General features: G+C 37.8%; 20 protein-coding genes and 1 pseudogene. All 21 read right to left on the reverse strand.

Annotation, left to right across the window (positions count from 1 at the left end; genetic code table 11):
* Window positions 1-146: 146 nt before the first annotated feature.
* Window positions 147-1175: pseudogene (locus IEU71_RS02505) on the reverse strand (CD3337/EF1877 family mobilome membrane protein); the annotation flags it as partial.
* Window positions 1176-1333: 158 nt separating this feature from the next.
* A complete protein-coding gene (locus tag IEU71_RS02510; RefSeq protein ID WP_004903361.1) occupies window positions 1334-1438 on the reverse strand; it encodes a putative holin-like toxin in 105 nt (34 codons plus the stop codon).
* A gap of 139 nt (window positions 1439-1577) precedes the next feature.
* Window positions 1578-1946, reverse strand: coding sequence for a type II toxin-antitoxin system PemK/MazF family toxin (locus IEU71_RS02515; RefSeq protein ID WP_004914493.1), 369 nt, complete (start codon window positions 1944-1946; stop codon window positions 1578-1580).
* Window positions 1933-2169 carry a type II toxin-antitoxin system PemI/MazE family antitoxin gene (gene mazE, locus IEU71_RS02520; protein ID WP_004914496.1) on the reverse strand — a complete coding sequence of 79 codons (237 nt, stop codon included), beginning with the start codon at window positions 2167-2169 and terminating at the stop codon, window positions 1933-1935. Before mazE ends, IEU71_RS02515 begins: the two co-directional genes overlap by 14 nt.
* 72 nt (window positions 2170-2241) lie before the next feature.
* Window positions 2242-4764, reverse strand: coding sequence for an ATP-binding protein (locus IEU71_RS02525; protein WP_004914498.1), 2523 nt, complete (start codon window positions 4762-4764; stop codon window positions 2242-2244).
* Window positions 4765-4971: 207 nt separating this feature from the next.
* Window positions 4972-5163 carry a hypothetical protein gene (locus IEU71_RS02530; RefSeq protein ID WP_004903368.1) on the reverse strand — a complete coding sequence of 64 codons (192 nt, stop codon included), beginning with the start codon at window positions 5161-5163 and terminating at the stop codon, window positions 4972-4974.
* The gene (locus tag IEU71_RS02535; RefSeq protein ID WP_004914501.1) at window positions 5163-5684 is read right to left on the reverse strand and encodes an antirestriction protein ArdA; all 522 of its coding nucleotides are present in this window, start codon (window positions 5682-5684) and stop codon (window positions 5163-5165) included. Before IEU71_RS02535 ends, IEU71_RS02530 begins: the two co-directional genes overlap by 1 nt.
* Before the next feature lie 31 nt (window positions 5685-5715).
* The gene (uasX, locus tag IEU71_RS02540) at window positions 5716-6672 is read right to left on the reverse strand and encodes a serine-rich aggregation substance UasX (RefSeq protein WP_004914503.1); all 957 of its coding nucleotides are present in this window, start codon (window positions 6670-6672) and stop codon (window positions 5716-5718) included.
* Window positions 6673-6690: 18 nt separating this feature from the next.
* Window positions 6691-6909, reverse strand: coding sequence for a hypothetical protein (locus IEU71_RS02545; protein ID WP_004914506.1), 219 nt, complete (start codon window positions 6907-6909; stop codon window positions 6691-6693).
* A 79-nt stretch (window positions 6910-6988) separates the two neighbouring features.
* A complete protein-coding gene (locus IEU71_RS02550; RefSeq protein WP_004914508.1) occupies window positions 6989-9121 on the reverse strand; it encodes a KxYKxGKxW signal peptide domain-containing protein in 2133 nt (710 codons plus the stop codon).
* Between the two features lie 62 nt (window positions 9122-9183).
* The gene (locus tag IEU71_RS10135; RefSeq protein WP_004914512.1) at window positions 9184-9552 is read right to left on the reverse strand and encodes a hypothetical protein; all 369 of its coding nucleotides are present in this window, start codon (window positions 9550-9552) and stop codon (window positions 9184-9186) included.
* 25 nt (window positions 9553-9577) lie between these two features.
* Entirely contained in the window at window positions 9578-10027 is a 450-nt protein-coding gene (locus IEU71_RS02560) for a TcpE family conjugal transfer membrane protein (protein ID WP_004914516.1), read from the reverse strand.
* A 1-nt stretch (window position 10028) separates the two neighbouring features.
* Window positions 10029-10292, reverse strand: a complete 264-nt coding sequence (locus IEU71_RS02565) for a TcpD family membrane protein (RefSeq protein WP_002816178.1) — start codon at window positions 10290-10292, stop codon at window positions 10029-10031.
* A 12-nt stretch (window positions 10293-10304) separates the two neighbouring features.
* Window positions 10305-11276 carry a conjugal transfer protein gene (locus IEU71_RS02570; RefSeq protein WP_004914519.1) on the reverse strand — a complete coding sequence of 324 codons (972 nt, stop codon included), beginning with the start codon at window positions 11274-11276 and terminating at the stop codon, window positions 10305-10307.
* Window positions 11277-11281: 5 nt separating this feature from the next.
* Window positions 11282-11581, reverse strand: a complete 300-nt coding sequence (locus IEU71_RS02575; RefSeq protein WP_004914521.1) for a hypothetical protein — start codon at window positions 11579-11581, stop codon at window positions 11282-11284.
* Between the two features lie 25 nt (window positions 11582-11606).
* Window positions 11607-12794: a replication initiation factor domain-containing protein gene (locus IEU71_RS02580; RefSeq protein WP_004914523.1), complete on the reverse strand. Its 1188-nt coding sequence runs from the start codon at window positions 12792-12794 to the stop codon at window positions 11607-11609.
* Complete coding sequence (locus IEU71_RS02585) at window positions 12775-13086, reverse strand: hypothetical protein (RefSeq protein WP_004914526.1); 312 nt, start codon at window positions 13084-13086, stop codon at window positions 12775-12777. The genes IEU71_RS02580 and IEU71_RS02585 overlap by 20 nt, the downstream gene beginning before the upstream one ends.
* 453 nt (window positions 13087-13539) lie before the next feature.
* Window positions 13540-14628 (reverse strand): P-loop NTPase family protein, encoded by a 1089-nt coding sequence (locus IEU71_RS02590; protein ID WP_004914529.1) that lies wholly within the window; start codon window positions 14626-14628, stop codon window positions 13540-13542.
* Window positions 14622-15068 carry a hypothetical protein gene (locus IEU71_RS02595; RefSeq protein ID WP_004914532.1) on the reverse strand — a complete coding sequence of 149 codons (447 nt, stop codon included), beginning with the start codon at window positions 15066-15068 and terminating at the stop codon, window positions 14622-14624. The genes IEU71_RS02590 and IEU71_RS02595 overlap by 7 nt, the downstream gene beginning before the upstream one ends.
* Window positions 15069-15089: 21 nt before the next feature.
* A complete protein-coding gene (locus tag IEU71_RS02600) occupies window positions 15090-15797 on the reverse strand; it encodes a hypothetical protein (protein ID WP_004914535.1) in 708 nt (235 codons plus the stop codon).
* Window positions 15798-15878: 81 nt separating this feature from the next.
* Window positions 15879-16025, reverse strand: coding sequence for a hypothetical protein (locus tag IEU71_RS02605; RefSeq protein WP_004914538.1), 147 nt, complete (start codon window positions 16023-16025; stop codon window positions 15879-15881).
* Window positions 16026-16126: the final 101 nt, after the last annotated feature.

Genomic DNA, 16126 nt, shown 5'->3' on the forward strand with positions numbered 1-16126 from the left:
ATCGATTGCACATCTAATTTTAGATGTGTCCAAGTATATTCATTGGTTCAACAACGAAAGAATCAGTCTTGCCAATCCAAAAATAAAAGTAGCCTAATCAGTTCAGCCCTAGATAAAAAATAGTCCGAATTATTGACTTATGAGCACACTGCATCATAAGGAATAGCATTAACAATTGATACCACGATTGCAACTAGACTCATACCTGCCTTGTTAAATGAATTACTCTTACTCAATGCCGGAACTTTACTTTTTATTTGTGTAACCGTAGACTGAACCTTATCTTCATTACGATTAGTGTTAGTAGAAATAAACTGATAAGGATTTTGATTTAATTTTTTTATAACATCATTCGCAGTTGCTTTGCCATAATTCATCAAGAAATAAGGGCGTTCAATTGATCGCTCAAAATAACCCACTCTTAACGTGTCACCTGGTTTAACATTATCATTACTATTGCCAATGACCTTTAACATTTGCGCTTGTCCTGCGTCACTAGCACTATTAATTTGATTAAATAACTCATTACCATTGCCATACCAAAGCGTAGCGACTAATAAAATACCAACAAAATTAACCACCATTCGAACCGCTGATGACGTACGCCCACTAGCAAAGTGCATGAACCCCGTAATTGCTAAGACAATAATAGCTAATCCACCAAACAACAACTTACCTTGATCAAAAATAGATTTTACTTTACCTGAAACAGCATTCTGGGCTTGTGTAAAGGCTTTTGATAAATTACCGTCATTTGATAAGGCACTCAATAACTCATCATTGATTTGATAAATCAAGGTATTCAAATACCAAAAGAACTTAGCTAAGCCCATACCCGTATTATTGGCTAAGTCTGTGACACCAATTTTTTCTGAATAGGGTTGCCATGAAAATAGTGAGTCATTCAACTTATTGATGTCTTGTGCGTCACTGGCTTTAAATGAGGTATCTGTGGTATTTGTATCACCCGACTTTTTCTCTGCGTCCTTAACGACTTCGCCAACAGCTTTATCTGCCTGTTTAGTAGCGTCATCAATGGCATTAAGCGTATCTTGATTAACTAACGTGCTACTTGAACTACTGCTATCATCTGCGGACACTTGCGTTTGTGCAAAGCCTAAAACAAACAAAAAAGAAGCCAAAATAATCAGCTTCCGACAAAATTTGATTTGCATGTGTTTTCCTTTCATCATTTCAATCATCATGTTATAATTGGATATAGAAAAAGGAAGTAGCTCGAACTACTCCCTTTAACATCAATAGCCTGCTAAGCAGTGACTATTCCGATTATTTATTTTTTAAGTAACCGCAACTCGGTCAAAAGTTGAAGTGGTTACTTTTTTTGTTGACTTTTAATCAACTCAACAACCAATGCTAGTAAGGCAACTATAAAAGTGCCAAACATAAACATGAGCTGTAAAGCGTCTGAAACAGACACCAGGCTTTTCCTTTCCTAGAGTTCGTGTTTATAGGTTTTACACCATAAGCACCACCTCTTTTCTGTTGAAAGAATAGCCACCACTTAACTTAACTATCGACTGTTCTCTTTTAACATACACGCTACTTTTTAAAGTAAATCATTTAAACATCGCTTGCGCAATTTTTGCTAACTTTCTAGTTGTTCCTGGATCGAGCTCACCGACAACTTCCCCATGACGAGCTTCAAAATCATAACCCAAAATCTGAGTTGCCATGATATAGCCCTTTATTCCACCTTCTTGCACATTTGTCAGAATTGGAAAAGCCAGTGGATTTCTGCTTTTATCCTGTGAAGTTATCGGGAAAACCATCACAAAACTACCAGAAACACGGTTAAAGTCATTCCCACTAATCACAATCACAGGACGCCTAATATTACCTGTTGTCGTGTCATGTCCCCCATACTCTTTACCCGCATGTGGTTCAGCGTCTATAAACGCAATAGACCCCTGTTTAATACTCAACATTTTCTAATCCCTTTGCATAGTCATCTACCAAAATATCTTTATTCTCTTGATATAATTCACCAGTTGCCATTTGCGCAAATGGATTAACATCAATTGGTTCAAATGTGATTGTCCCTAAATTATCAATGGCAACTGTATATTCTTTACCAGTTTCAATTCCAAAGCTTTTAGGAACAGACACAACAGTCGAATGTCCAACTTCTCGCGCTTTAACTTTCATCATTTTGATACCTCCTTACGGGATATATGGAATATACCGTATATATAGTATATGTTTATAAAAAGATTTTGTCAACTAGCGATAAGCTTTTTCAGCTTGTGCCGTGTCACCAGCTTTAACTGTCTGATAGGCACGTTGCATAGCAACCAATGGCTCATCAACCGTTATCTTTTCAACTCGTCCATAAATATCTTTCATGAAACACTGTCCCATGACCATATTGCCTAATTCTTTGATGTTGTCATCATTAACTGGCAAACCAACATGTTGTAAAATATCTGGCTGTTCCTTATCCTCATCAAAGGCAAATAAAACGCCAAAATTATCACTTTTAACATCATGAACTGATTGTGTCACTGGAATTAACAAGTTATTGGCAGAACGTCCAATACGTGCCATTTCATTAAAAATACGACTACCAATATCAGACGTTGTAAACGTCCATGCTTCATCAAATATTTCAACCGTTTTTTCATCATAATCCCGTGTTGCAAACGTCCGACTAAAGACCCCTAACACCGTCATTACAATCATGCTTGCCACCTCAAATTCGGTGTAATCATGTGTCGATTTGTCATGTTGTGGCAGTGTCAATCCTGCTGTTTCAAGAATAGTAATCCGATTTTTTAACTTCAAGCCCTCACTTTCACCATGTGAAAATACTAGAGATAATGAGCTACGAGTAACTTTACCTGATAAAAACTTGGCTAAATGTTTCACATCATCATCTTCATTCTGGGCTAATTCTTCAATGACATCTAACATACCAACCGTTTCACCAGCTTGTCGCTTTTGAATAATTTTATCAATGGCTAGATCTAATTCTGTTTCACGAATTAAGGAACCATAATCACGGTAAATTTGTTTAAAAATTTCTGTCACAGTTGCTTTCAAATTTTCCTGGTTAGATTGCGTTTGTCCTGCTGTACCACTCACATCAATCACAATGAAAGGATCTAAAACACCATAGTTTGTTTTATCAGAAACATCAAGTGTCACAAAACGCACATTATTCAATAATGTATATTCATCTGGATAGTCTTCTTTAAAGGTCTGATCATTTAATACCGCTGAATACCATTTACGCATTTCCTGCTTAGGATCAAAGTAGATTGCTTTGGCATTTGAAAGTTGAATAATTTTCAAAATAATTTTAGTGAGGTAAGACTTTCCTCTACCTGTTTTACCCGTAATCATAATATTAGGGCTGGTTGTGCTAGTCGATCCGTCTAAAATTTCGTTGGTAATCAACGGATTAAAAAAGACCAAACGCTTTGAACTGTCTAATGCGTCCTGGGTACTATTGGCAACTGTTTTTGGCGCACCACGTCCAATATAAAAGCCAATGTTACTACCAACTTGTTGATTGACGGCAAACAACAGCTCACCAATACCCTCACTGGTCAATAATTGCACCCAATAGCGGTTTTGGGACACATCAGAACCCATTAAATCATAATAGAAAAGACGTTTTTGTTCACCGATTGGCTTCACAATATTCACGTCAATACTCCTAAATGATTCTATTAAATTAGCAACACGATCATGTAGGGTTTCAATATCTTCCGCTGATACCGTAAACGTGACTAAGGTGGAAAAGAAATTTTTATTTTCTGAAATATGATCATTTAGCACTTCGGCAATTTCAATCGTTTTATCATCTTTACTAGAAGAAAATCCCTCCGCTTGATAACGCTCTTTCACATTATTATTTGCAGTCTTTAACGATTGACCAGCACGAGTTGCTAAGCCATAGATACCCTCTGACTTATAATAATGGGCTTTCAAATTGATGTCGATTGGATAATTCATATTTTGTACCAAACGAAATAAATGAAAACCAGTGATATTTTCTGGCGTTGTCGATAACACTAATTTGGCAACATAGCGCACATTGTCATCATTAACCAATTTAACGTAGCCACTCACTGCCCCGTCATCAATCACAGTATCACTTAATTTGAAAATATCACGTTCTTGTCCGACTTTTCTAAAATCATGGAGCTGTCCCTGGATAAAATTATTACGCATTAAATGAACTAATTCATCAGTCGTTAAACGTCTTGTATGATCCAAATAGCCAACTTTTTCATAAGCTTGTTTTTCACTAGGTCTAAAGTCATCAAACAGTTTTTCATCAAATGGCTTTTCATAATTAAACCACCCAGCCAGCTCATCTACAAAGTTATTCATAGCATTAGTGGCTTGTTTAATCACTTTACCAGAATTTTGATTATGTAATTTGATACCCAAAACAAATCGCTCAATTGTCTGTGACACACCAGTAGCGGTAATGGCACTAATTTCATCTACAATCATTTGAACGGGTGTCTCACCCATATCTGTTGCTAAAGAGGGTTGTAATTCTTTATAACGATTAACCAAATCCAAATCACGATTATAAAGACGCAATTCAAAATCTTCAAAATCAGCGAGCCGATCAAATAACAGACTCAATTGTGTTTGTCGTTTGGAAATGCCGGCCTCATCATTATCTGAAATACTTAGTGCTTCAATATTGAAATATGCCCAGGCTTCATTGTCGTGGGTTAATAAAATATTATCTTTAACGGCTTTAAATGGTACTGCTAGTTTCATTGATGTCTCCTTGTTTTTTTATTTGTTATGTACCTACAAAGCCTAGGCTTTGTAGTCAATTAATTTCTTAGTAGAGTTATAATATACACAGGCTAGGTAGCCCAATTACTCTCTGAAAATCTCCTATACTAAAATATAATTTTTTTAGTATTATTTTCCTACCTAACTTGTCACTACCATCACACAAGTAGTGGCTTTTTTAATTTCCTAATAAACAATCACTTTTTTTGTATCTTCCAACACAAAACCATTCTTTATGCGCCACCTGATTTGAATTAAGCCATTCGCATCAAAATAGCGCAATTCAAGGGTAGTTTTGAGATACGTCCACTTAATATCAGTGACATTAAGATCATAGAGATAAGCATTATAAATCGCTTTAAATTCTGCAACTAACACTACAACTCTACATAATCGCCATGAGGTAGCTTCGTGAAACCACCACCCAAAATCAGATCATGTCCGTACTTCTTAAAGTCAAAATAGGTCTCAATCTCATCATTGGATAGTTGACCAACACCACCACGCCTTGCGATCACTTCGTTGGCTAAGTCATCTTCATCTTCTGCTTTGATAATTGTTAAATTTTCAACTTGGCTGTCAATCTGATTATCAAGTAAAACTAACCCTTGATCATATAAATCAGCTAAAGTTTGCTCATCAACACCATTTTCAACCGCTCTTTTGGCACTCTCAACCATGTTATTTAGCTTAACAATCGACTCATAAGGATCTATTTTAAATGGTGCTTCATAATCACTGATCATGATTTCTTCGTTACCAGTTCCTGATCCAATCGCGCCTTTTTCGGTTAAAACTTGTGTTACCCGACTAGGTGACACAGGCAAGGTAAACCATTGACCAAGAGACGGTACATTTACAGCGCCAACAAATATTTTAATTTCACTAAACTTAATCATTAAAAAAACACCCCCTTTAGGTGCGAACTCCTCAATTTTTAAAATGTTTGAATATCAATGCGCCTGTCATTGCTAAAACGCCTGAAACAGCACTTAAAATGCCAATTGATGATTTTGTTTGTGTTGCATGTGTTTCTGGTAAGGCTTTGGCAACAGCGTCATCTAGCTTTTGCTTTGCTTCAACTACCTTATCATTGCTAGCGTCCTTATCATTAGCTGTTAACACTTGATTATAAGCTTCAACAGCACGGGCGACACTAAGAACACTAGCGACTTGTGTTGGGACTGAAACAACATTACCAGAGCTATCAGGCGTTACTTCAACTGGTTTAACATGATTGATTTCACCCTGATCATTCTTATCAGGTGTTGTCGGTGTCAAAGGTACTGTGTTGGTGTCGTTTGATGAACTTGATCCACCAGCATTTGAGTTATCTGTCCCACCATTATTTGATGAGCCACCTTGATCACTTGATGAATTTGAACCACCATTGTCTGATGATGAACTTGATTCACCGTTATCTGATGATGAACCACCATTATCAGTTGACGAACTAGAACTACCATTATCTGATGATGAACTTGATCCACCATTGTCTGATGACGAGCCACTATTATCATCTGGCAGTGTTGAACCGTTGTCATTATCATCACCTGGTGTTGGCGTTGGTGTATCAGTGCCACTATTGTCACTTGATGAATTTGAGCTACCATTATCAGATGATGAGCTTGAACCTGTGTCACCACCCGGCAAATTACTATCATCATTATCGCCAAAATCATCACTTGATGATGTCGCACTTGCCACTGGATTAACACTAGCCGTTAAGGCAACTGCCTTGACTTGTGGCAATACATTAGTAGTCGCTTGTACTGATTGTGCTGTACTAGTATCAGTCGCTGTTGTTACAGTATCAGCGTTGACTGCTTGATGACCTAATGCTAAAGCACCAAGCACTGAACCTGCGATTAAAAGTTGTTTCTGCATTTCTTATACTTCCATTTCTTAAAATTTAATATCATTAAACACTGACAAGTCACGATACAATTTCTGTAAATCAGTCTTAAATTGACTCATTGCTTCATCAAATTGCGCCATCGTACGCTCATTTTCAACGCTAGCGACTAAAATTGGTAGCGTGCCAACAGCAGAGTCCACTAAGTCTAATTGTGACTGTAAATAATTGAGACGTTTCTTCACTTCTCGATTTTCAATAACTGACATAACAGTCTCCTTTACAATTTAGCTTCACACCCCATTTGGTTATATTCTGTGATAACGTCACGACCAGCAGTTAATCTAATTAGTTTTGTTTCTTAAACTTTTTACTGATTGCACCAAGCAAACCAAGACTAGCAATAGTTGCCATAAATCCTAACACTGCCCCACTACCTTGCTCATTAGCATTGGTATGTGGCAAAATGCTTGCCGTTTCAACTGCCTTTGGTGTTTCTGGTGTGGCTGTCTTCTCAACTTTCGGTGTCTTCTTAATGTTGTAATAATGCACCTCAACCTTTTGTGGTTGTGGCTTATCAGCATTTGGCATATCCGCAACCGTTACCTTTTTAACACTGGCAACTGGTACAGCAGGTTCTTGTCCCTTTTCAGGTGCCACAACTTGTACATGATGAACCGTTGCTTTTGGTGCCGTAGGCTTCACTGGATCCTGTTCATAAGTAGGTACCTTTGGCGCTACGTTAGTATTCTTAATTTGCGTTGAAACTTGACCATGCGTATTCCAGATCCAGTTATCATCAACAACCAATACCTGTGTCAAAGGACTAGTCTCATTTGGTGAGATTTTGAAAGTCTTGTTAATTTGAGCGGTCTTATTGATTGTCTTTGAAAATGTCGTGTTGCCGTCATGGTAAACCGAAAATAGCTCGTTGCCGTCATTGTCATAGACGTGGAAGTTGATATTTTGGTTAACCGCTTGGTTTTGATAAGCATTAGTATACGTATATGAATACAATTCAATTGATGAAATCGTCACGGTTTCTGTGCCGTCACCATTTGAAACAATCTTCCAATTGATGTTACCTTTCAAAACACCATGACCAATGATATGCACACCGTCGTTCATATCGTGTTCCAACGTAAACTCACCTGTTTTTTGATCAACAGTGGCATTCATAAAGGTTTGATATTGACCAGATGAAGCGTCAGTTTGCGTTTGGGCTGTCATGCTTGTCGTATGGTTAGTCCCATTCATATAGTCTTCAAGCGCTTTTTCATAGACTGCTTTTTTATCAGCATTTGCCTTATCAACTGCTGCCTTTTGTGCTTCATAATCTGCAACTTGCTTTTGATATTCAGCCGTCAATTTAACGAGTGTGGCTTGATCAGCCTTGTCACTAGCGACACCGCTGGCAACTGCTTGTTTATACAAATCAAGGTTATAAGCCATTGTGTCTAACAAATCTTGACCCTCTAATCCAGTCAAATCTTTGTATTTTGGTGAAACCTTTGAGATTTCAACGCTCACATCAAGCCCTGTATTTTTACTTGCCTCAACCTGCTTATCAAGGTCTGATGTTGCATTATTCAAATCAGTTTCGCCCTGTTTAACCGCTTCATCATGATCAGCATTAGCTTTAGCATAATCGGCTTGCTTTTGTTGGTATTCTGCCGTCAACTTAGCCAATGTTTCAGTATCAGCTTTTTCACTTGCCACACCGTCTGCGATTGCTTGCTTATACAGGTTAATGTTATAAGCCATTGCGTCTAACAAATCTTGACCCTCTAATCCAGACAAGTCCTTATATTCAGGTGAAGATTGTGCGACTTCAACGTTGACTTTAATACCAGCTTTTTCACTAGTATCAATTTGACTATCAAGGTCTGACGTTGCCTGGTCTAAATCAGCTTGTCCCTGGGTAGTAGCGTATTTTTGATCCGTTGTTGCCTTGTCATAAGCTTGATCATTAGCTTGTTGCTTTGCCGTAGCGTCTTTAACCGCTTGGTCTTGCTTATTCAAGTCAGATAGCACTTCATCTGTTTTTGATGAAGCGTTGTCATCATTGATTGTGACATCAGTTGTCTGACCAGTCGTCACATCAACGCCAGCCTTTGAAGCTGTATCTGCGTCATCCTTAACAGTATCTTGTGCCTTATCAACACTATCTTTTGCCTGGTCTTGTGTCACATTTGAACCAGCAGTTGTTGGCACAGTGCTTTTTTCAGCAGTTGATGAAACGGTATCAGCCTTAGCCGTATCATCAGTTTTAGTCTGATCAGTTGATGAAGCAGTCAATTGCACTTGCTTATCATCTTGCGCTGTGTCAGACGTTTTTACGGCTTGTGCGTCAGTGTTTGAAACTGTATCAGCGCTTACTTGTGTGGTATTAGCACTCACAGCAACACCAGCTACCGCAACAGCTCCGATTACCCACAACTTACCCGACTTATACAACTTGTATGTTTTTGAATTTTCCATAATGAACTTAAATATAAAGAGCTATATTTTTTATCTCTATCCTTTCTGATTTTCAACGTCAATCACGACTTTTGATTTTTTTGATACGCTTTTAATTGATGTTGATATTGTTTCAACTGCTTACAATAAACTTTAGCTTGATGTCGATTTTGCTTGTTTACTTGCTTCATAGATTTTTGAAAATAACCATTGGCTAATTGCAGTCTTGTCTCAATGTCTGCCGTATCGTCTTGAAGACGATTGATTAAATGCAAACCTCTAAATGTTCGCTGTACTAAAATAAATAAAATGGTCATCACAGTAGCGATTATCATTGCAACGTGACATGATTGACCAAAACTCATAAAGAGTAACAAAATCGGTAATGTAAAACCAACATAAACCAACCATGTCACTGCTATAAAGATTAAATACACTAACTTGTTGACCATTTCTAATCCCAAAGACAACTAATGTTTAGTTGTCTTCTGCCTTTCTAATTTCTTGATTTGACTCTATAATGACTGGCGTGTCCGCCATGTGACTAACTTCAAAATAGCCAGTTGGCAAGACACGATCATGATAATAAACCGTTCGATTAAGTATTCTTTTAATACCAAATGTCGCAATTGAAATAGCATACTGCACTAATCCTAATCCGTCAGGCTTAACTCTGTTTGATAAAGAGACAATCCCAACAGGCATCGCAATATATGCGCCCACATCAACTAATTTACCTAAGTCAGAGTTAGCATGATAAAAGGCTTGCAATGGTACGTGAAAAATAAGATAAATCACCACAACTGAAGCGAAAAATATAACTGCTGGCTTCAAACTAATCCCAACAGGTAGGCTATATTCATCTGAAATTTTGCGAATGACAATATCTTGCTTCAAGGCTTTTTGATAGTTATAAACTTCTGCCATATTAACCAAATATATTTTTAAAGATACCACCAATAGAATTAAGGACAGTATCTGGACTTTTAACAACGAAGTAGACCAAACCACCAACAGCAAGGCTGACTATTATTTGTCCAATTGACCCTTTAATAAAGTGTCTGACAACTAAATACATAATACCCATTGCAATAAACGCTGATACCCAACCAGCTACTTCTGATTGAAGACCCGTAAAGCTAATAGATCCCGTGGGAATTTGAAACATAAAATTTGTTACGATTGCTTTCATCATAACCTCCTCTTAATTTAATAGACCGCCTTGTGTGTGGATCATCTTAACGACATAATAGGTTGATCCCTTTGGCGAAACGGTCAAGGTAATCTGTTCTGAATGTTCAAGCTTTGTTTCTGTATCGGTTAGTGTCAAAAGATACTTAATGCTCATGCTATTCTGAGAACCTGAAACGTTGACTTGATTAATACTCTTAACGGCGTATTGTCCCTCTAGTCCCTCTGGCTCTTTCATGATTAAGGACATATCACTAGCTTTTGAACTCACATACTTCTCACTAAAGGCTTGTACAAACTTTTGAACCTTATCACTGCTTGCCAACGTGGCATTATTGGTATCATCTTGATCAATCTTGCCAACATGTCCGACAATATCTTGTTCGGTTGTGGCATAAGGTAACGCCAAAACAGTGTACTGCCCTGCTTTTTGAGCAAAAGGCAAATTAAAAACGCGAATAATTGTATTTTTATCGTTGCCAACCGTATAGCCAACTTGATACTGTGCAATCTTCACGTCATTTTTGGTAAACGTATTTAATAATCTGGATCCCACATACGTCTCTTTTTGCGAGTCCTGATTATCATAAATTGTGCTACTGATATTAGTGGCAAAATACTTTTTTAAGGCTTTCAAACGTTTTTGCTTATCATCATCATTATCTGACTGCGTGAAATAGGTTTGAAAAAAACCTTGCGCATAACGATTAAGACTAGGTGAATAAACACTTTGTCCCATACTAGCTTTTTCTAGCTTGTCATCATACGTTTTCATCTTAGCAATCAACTTATGATTAGTTTGACTCACATTACTAGCTTTAATAAAAGCAACTGCACCACTCAAACCAACTAACACCAGGGCAATTTTAACAAAACGCCTAATCCATTTGCCCCGTTTTTGGACTTTGGCATAAGGCAATGATTGGTCTGGCTTATCACGAGACTTGACATAACCCTTTTTGATTGACTTTAACTTATCAAACACAAATTTTACATACCCCCAAACCGATCTACTTTTTGCGTAATTTCTTCTACCAAATTGATGACGTTATCCGCCACCTTTGGCAACGACTTATATTGCTTGTTCAATACAGACAAGTTACGACGTAGGCTAGATAAGTCATCACCAATTAAATCACTCCACTTTGGATCATTTTCCATGATTTCCTTAGCTTTGTTCACGGCAGCATACAAATTACCATCTTCAATTTTTGACAATGCCTTGAAGTTAAGGGCTTCGGTTGCAGTAGCGCTAAGTGCTTTTTTGAATTGTGTTCCTTGTTCTGACATCTGTGTGTCCTCCAATTTTTAACTTTTAAAAAGGTAAGTTGACCTTTTCGGCAACTGATAACAATTTCTTTTGACGCGGACTTAATTCTGCGTCATCAATAATTTCATCTATCGTTTCTTGACCAAAATATAGGATCAAGGCTTTTAACGTTGGTGCAACTTGTGTAATAAACCAATCAAGCGAACGCGCCATAGATAAATCGACTGGTTGAGCAACATACTCAACCACACTAGCCTGTTGCAAAAAGGCACGCCATGGCGCCCATTGCTGTAACTTATCGATCTCTTTCTGCGCCATTTTATCAACGGGCACATCATAGAATCTAACGTATTCTTGAAAGTAGGCAAATAATTCGGGTCCGACTTTACGTTTTTCGACAAGGTGCTGGGCTAGTGTTTGCGCACGATCCTGCTTTAATTCAATTTCATAACGATTTTTTATGCCAATTTCTTCATGCGGAATATGTCTTTTAGTTGCCTGTTCCTTGTCTTTTTCATAAAAACGAAAGAAAACTTGACCACTTCGGGAACCAAAATACATGGTTGCACCACCTGATTGACCATTACCAATAAAGGTTGGCTCACTTCTAAATTTTTGCGTGTAGCGTTTTGCTTCAACAATCTTGTAGAGATCAAAAATGTTAAAAATTCGTTCCATATCGTTAAAAGCATAATCAATTCGTGTCACATGACCACCGTTATCCAAAGCAAAGCTTAGAAAACCAAAAATATTTCTATCTTGTTGCATGAGCATATTTTCCAAGATACGTATGCCTTGCCCTGATACTGTGATCAAACTTTCTGGCGCGTCTTTTTTGCCATACACCGTGATAAATGCTTGACCTGCAAAAGCGTAGGTAATTGAATAGCCAAAACGTCCGCCGTCACGTCGAATAAATAAGTCATATCCTGACTGTAAAAGCGTTTTTACTAGCCATTCCGCAGTACGCATTTTAAACGAAATACTTAGATAATCCAGCCATAAGCTCATGCCGTCTGCATTCAACAACACTCTCAGCGTATGCCGTTGATCTGCATTTAATAATCTGGCAATCACCTCATCACTACGTTCAATTTTATTGATGTAAGTGGGGCGCGACACGTTCAAAAATAAAGCCATTTGCGCCTGGGTTAATTCGAGTTCTTGTCGAAACGCAACCAAATCAACACCCGTGGTTGTTTCATAATCTAACTTAAAATATTTCTCTGACATGTTTTACATGTTTGTAAATAACGTCCCAAATCTGCATACGATCCATTTTTTCATCAACAGACTTTGTAGCAAACGTCATGTACCAATCACCCTCTCCTTTCTGATAGACCTGTTCTGGATCCACAATAGCCCCCAATGCAAGTGCTGGGGGTAATTTATCACCTGCAACTTGATATACCCGCGTATCAATGACGTGATCGTCTAGAAAATGACCAAATAAAAACGCATAACCTGTATTATGCGTTGTGCCATATAATTCATTTGGTAGAATACCAAGATATTGATATAACAATTATCGTTTAAATAACCTCTTTTCTACTTTCATTAGATTAAATCTAATAATTAAGCGTATTTTTCATATTGATTTGTCATTATTACAGACGTTTTTACACGAATATTAAATCGCTGTAAATCAACGCCCCGTAAGAATGAGGGCTTTTTGCCTGTTGGCTTTTCTGTAAATTTACCCCCCCTATTAGTAATTTGGGGGGTTGGCGAATTTTACAACTGCTTGTACGTTATCCAGCGCACAATCGGCTACAAAGACACAACGGCACGTAATCCCCTTTTCTAACGCCACCAGTCGCGCACCAGCAGAGCTGGGCGCTTCCTTTTCCACAGCAGAGCTGTTCCATGGCTGAAAAGGGTCAACGTGCCGTAAGTGCTTTGCTTAACGCCTCATGCACCCCGACTGCCTACAATCACTAAATCAAATTAGACCTGCCAAATAACTAATAGGGACTAACTAAAAGTTCAATTCTACATATTTAGCGCTTTTACTATCCAAAAATTCCTTAATCTCACCCATTGGCTCAATTGGAACAGCTGGATATTGCTGACCTAATTCATCAAAATATTTAAACGGGACAAAGTCTTTAGGAATAACAGGCGCAAAAAATGATCTGGCTTGCCCTGGTGTCATTGCTAAATAACCCCACCCCTTTAAATTCTTTGAGAGTTCCTTAAACTGCACTTCGTCAACATCATCAGGGAACATCATAGACAGTCCACTAGATTTCATCTTACCAAGTGCCACACGGAACTGGAATTGATCACGAGACGCACTCCCAATCGTATCAGCCGTTGGTTTCTGCATAGCAATCGCTACAAAGTAACCTAATTGACGACCTAACATCGTAATTTGTCCCAAAATTTGTTGGATCGCTTCACTTTCGTTATATTTCAAACCCGAAACAAACGCACCAAATTCATCAAAAACAAAAAAATGTGGTTTCAACCCATACTTACGATAGTTCCCAACATTTTCTTCTAAATTATCATTCAATAGATCATGATATTCACGACCACGCTTAATCATTTCCAAATAAAAACGATAAAACGATTTTAAAATACGATCACGACCATAAGTCACACGATATTTTAGTGAAGCGGTTTTACCAAGCACTGATAAATCAGTCTCTTTTGGATCCGCAACATCAACAATCGCACCACTTTTAATCAGACCATTCAGCAAACTAAACAAAAAGAATGATTTACCAGAACCAGTATCACCAGAAATAAGTGCCTGAGGATATTTTTCATAATCCCAAACCACCCCTTTCATAATTTCAATCGTATGATCTGTTATGGTCATGTCAGACAACCCTAAACGTAATCCCAACGGATTAGAAATAAAGTCAAATGACTTAAACCCAAAAATATCATTTGTTCCCACACCGTCCGCAAACAACATAGCCGACATAGGTTGTGAAATACGTCGATCACGAAAACGATCTTGATACTTTTGTCCGTCCATTGGCAAATAGATTGAAAAACCAACCTTGCCATTATTCTTTAAACTGACTTTTGGCAGCTTAATTTTTTGTTTTACCAATGCCAACCACCTTTCTCACCACCCAACTTGAAACTCAAACGGTGTTCTTTTTCATCAACTTCCTTGACCAAATAATATTGATTAGCAATTAGCCAATTGGATAGCCTTTCTAAGCGAAAAACAGTCGCCCAAAAACCTTGAAATTGATAAGTCTTCCAATACCAATAACTAGCACCAAGCACTAAGACCACCATAGCAATCAAAGTTAAATAAAGACCTGGTAACAAACTATTTACAAAAGCCAACCAATCAACCTGTGTAACCAATGCTTTGGTGAAGCTGACTAACCCTTTACTAGGTGGCATGGTAGCAAGTAACCGAAAAACAATCGTGATTGAAAATACGACCACTGGCACAAGACCAATCGCAATAAAAACATCACGTCTTAAATGCCTGTGCCAATAATGAACACGGAAACCACGGGGAAATAACTGACTCATTGATTAACCCCTTTCCTGCCATTACTTAGTTTTTGCTTCAACAGGCTTAGCAGTTGTTTGTGGCTTATTAGCAGCAGTTGCCTTTGAAATACCACTAGCAGAGAAGAACAAAACATCTTGATCTGGATCATCATTGGTTGAACCGTCAAATAATGACACAACTAAATTTTCAAATTCAACCTTATCAAATGGCTTAAAAGCACCCTCTGGGAATACTTCAACAGGTACACGAACTGTTAATGCCTTACCATTTTCATCACTCACACGCACATCTTTGGCAATCAAATCACCAACACGGGAACCACGATCTTGTTGTTCTTGATACGTCAAAGTCTCAAAAACATCACGAGTGGCACCATACATAAATGAACCTGTAAAGAAATCGGTATCAACAACAGGGAAATACTCACCCTTAACCACAACCATAGTCCGGGCTGACTCATTCGCCCAGGTAGTCGCTACTGTTTCATTCTCTTTCTTAATAACAGCAGTCAAACCAGAAACCTTAGTACGTGAACCACCAATTGGCACCAAATCTAGTGTCATATTTTCAAACTTCACAACATCTTTTGGCTTCAATCCCTCTGGCAACTTACCAACTGGTGTAACAGTCAAGGCATCAGCGTCAGAACCTTCAATCAAAAACTGTGGTCGTCCATTATCAGGCGTTCCTAAATACAAAAACTTCAAGTTACCCTTTTCAGGTAACAACTTCAACATTTTACTCATAAAAACCAAAACTCGCTTTCTTAATCAAAATAAAAAGAACACTCTAGATTAAACAATCAAAATGTTCTTAACAACACTACATTAAATTTTAGTCTCAACAGACACATGGAACTCATACTTACCAGCCAATGGCTTTAAATCAGCTAACAATTCGGCATGTTCCCTTGATGTCATGAGACGTTGATAGTCACTACGTACGACGAGAACAATTTTTTTGTAATCATCCATCACTGTCGTCCTTTCTTTCACTAAATTCCATCATCAAAAAACTTATTATCTTATAAAAATTAAAATCAAAAATGTAACTATACTTTGATCCATAGCTACAA

The sequence above is a fragment of the Leuconostoc falkenbergense genome (assembly GCF_014634805.1).
Taxonomy (GTDB): domain Bacteria; phylum Bacillota; class Bacilli; order Lactobacillales; family Lactobacillaceae; genus Leuconostoc; species Leuconostoc falkenbergense.

Excerpts from the sequence above, each read along its gene's own strand:
- IEU71_RS10135 (WP_004914512.1), bottom strand. The coding sequence starts at position 9,552 with ATGGTCAACAAGTTAGTGTATTTAATCTTTATAGCAGTGACATGGTTG.
- IEU71_RS02575 (WP_004914521.1), bottom strand. The coding sequence starts at position 11,581 with ATGTCAGAACAAGGAACACAATTCAAAAAAGCACTTAGCGCTACTGCA.
- mazE (WP_004914496.1), bottom strand. The coding sequence starts at position 2,169 with ATGATGAAAGTTAAAGCGCGAGAAGTTGGACATTCGACTGTTGTGTCT.
- IEU71_RS02595 (WP_004914532.1), bottom strand. The coding sequence starts at position 15,068 with ATGAGTCAGTTATTTCCCCGTGGTTTCCGTGTTCATTATTGGCACAGG.
- IEU71_RS02545 (WP_004914506.1), bottom strand. The coding sequence starts at position 6,909 with ATGTCAGTTATTGAAAATCGAGAAGTGAAGAAACGTCTCAATTATTTA.
- IEU71_RS02560 (WP_004914516.1), bottom strand. The coding sequence starts at position 10,027 with ATGGCAGAAGTTTATAACTATCAAAAAGCCTTGAAGCAAGATATTGTC.
- IEU71_RS02550 (WP_004914508.1), bottom strand. The coding sequence starts at position 9,121 with ATGGAAAATTCAAAAACATACAAGTTGTATAAGTCGGGTAAGTTGTGG.
- IEU71_RS02565 (WP_002816178.1), bottom strand. The coding sequence starts at position 10,292 with ATGAAAGCAATCGTAACAAATTTTATGTTTCAAATTCCCACGGGATCT.
- IEU71_RS02580 (WP_004914523.1), bottom strand. The coding sequence starts at position 12,794 with ATGTCAGAGAAATATTTTAAGTTAGATTATGAAACAACCACGGGTGTT.
- IEU71_RS02605 (WP_004914538.1), bottom strand. The coding sequence starts at position 16,025 with ATGGATGATTACAAAAAAATTGTTCTCGTCGTACGTAGTGACTATCAA.
- IEU71_RS02535 (WP_004914501.1), bottom strand. The coding sequence starts at position 5,684 with ATGATTAAGTTTAGTGAAATTAAAATATTTGTTGGCGCTGTAAATGTA.
- uasX (WP_004914503.1), bottom strand. The coding sequence starts at position 6,672 with ATGCAGAAACAACTTTTAATCGCAGGTTCAGTGCTTGGTGCTTTAGCA.
- IEU71_RS02600 (WP_004914535.1), bottom strand. The coding sequence starts at position 15,797 with ATGAGTAAAATGTTGAAGTTGTTACCTGAAAAGGGTAACTTGAAGTTT.
- IEU71_RS02515 (WP_004914493.1), bottom strand. The coding sequence starts at position 1,946 with ATGTTGAGTATTAAACAGGGGTCTATTGCGTTTATAGACGCTGAACCA.
- IEU71_RS02525 (WP_004914498.1), bottom strand. The coding sequence starts at position 4,764 with ATGAAACTAGCAGTACCATTTAAAGCCGTTAAAGATAATATTTTATTA.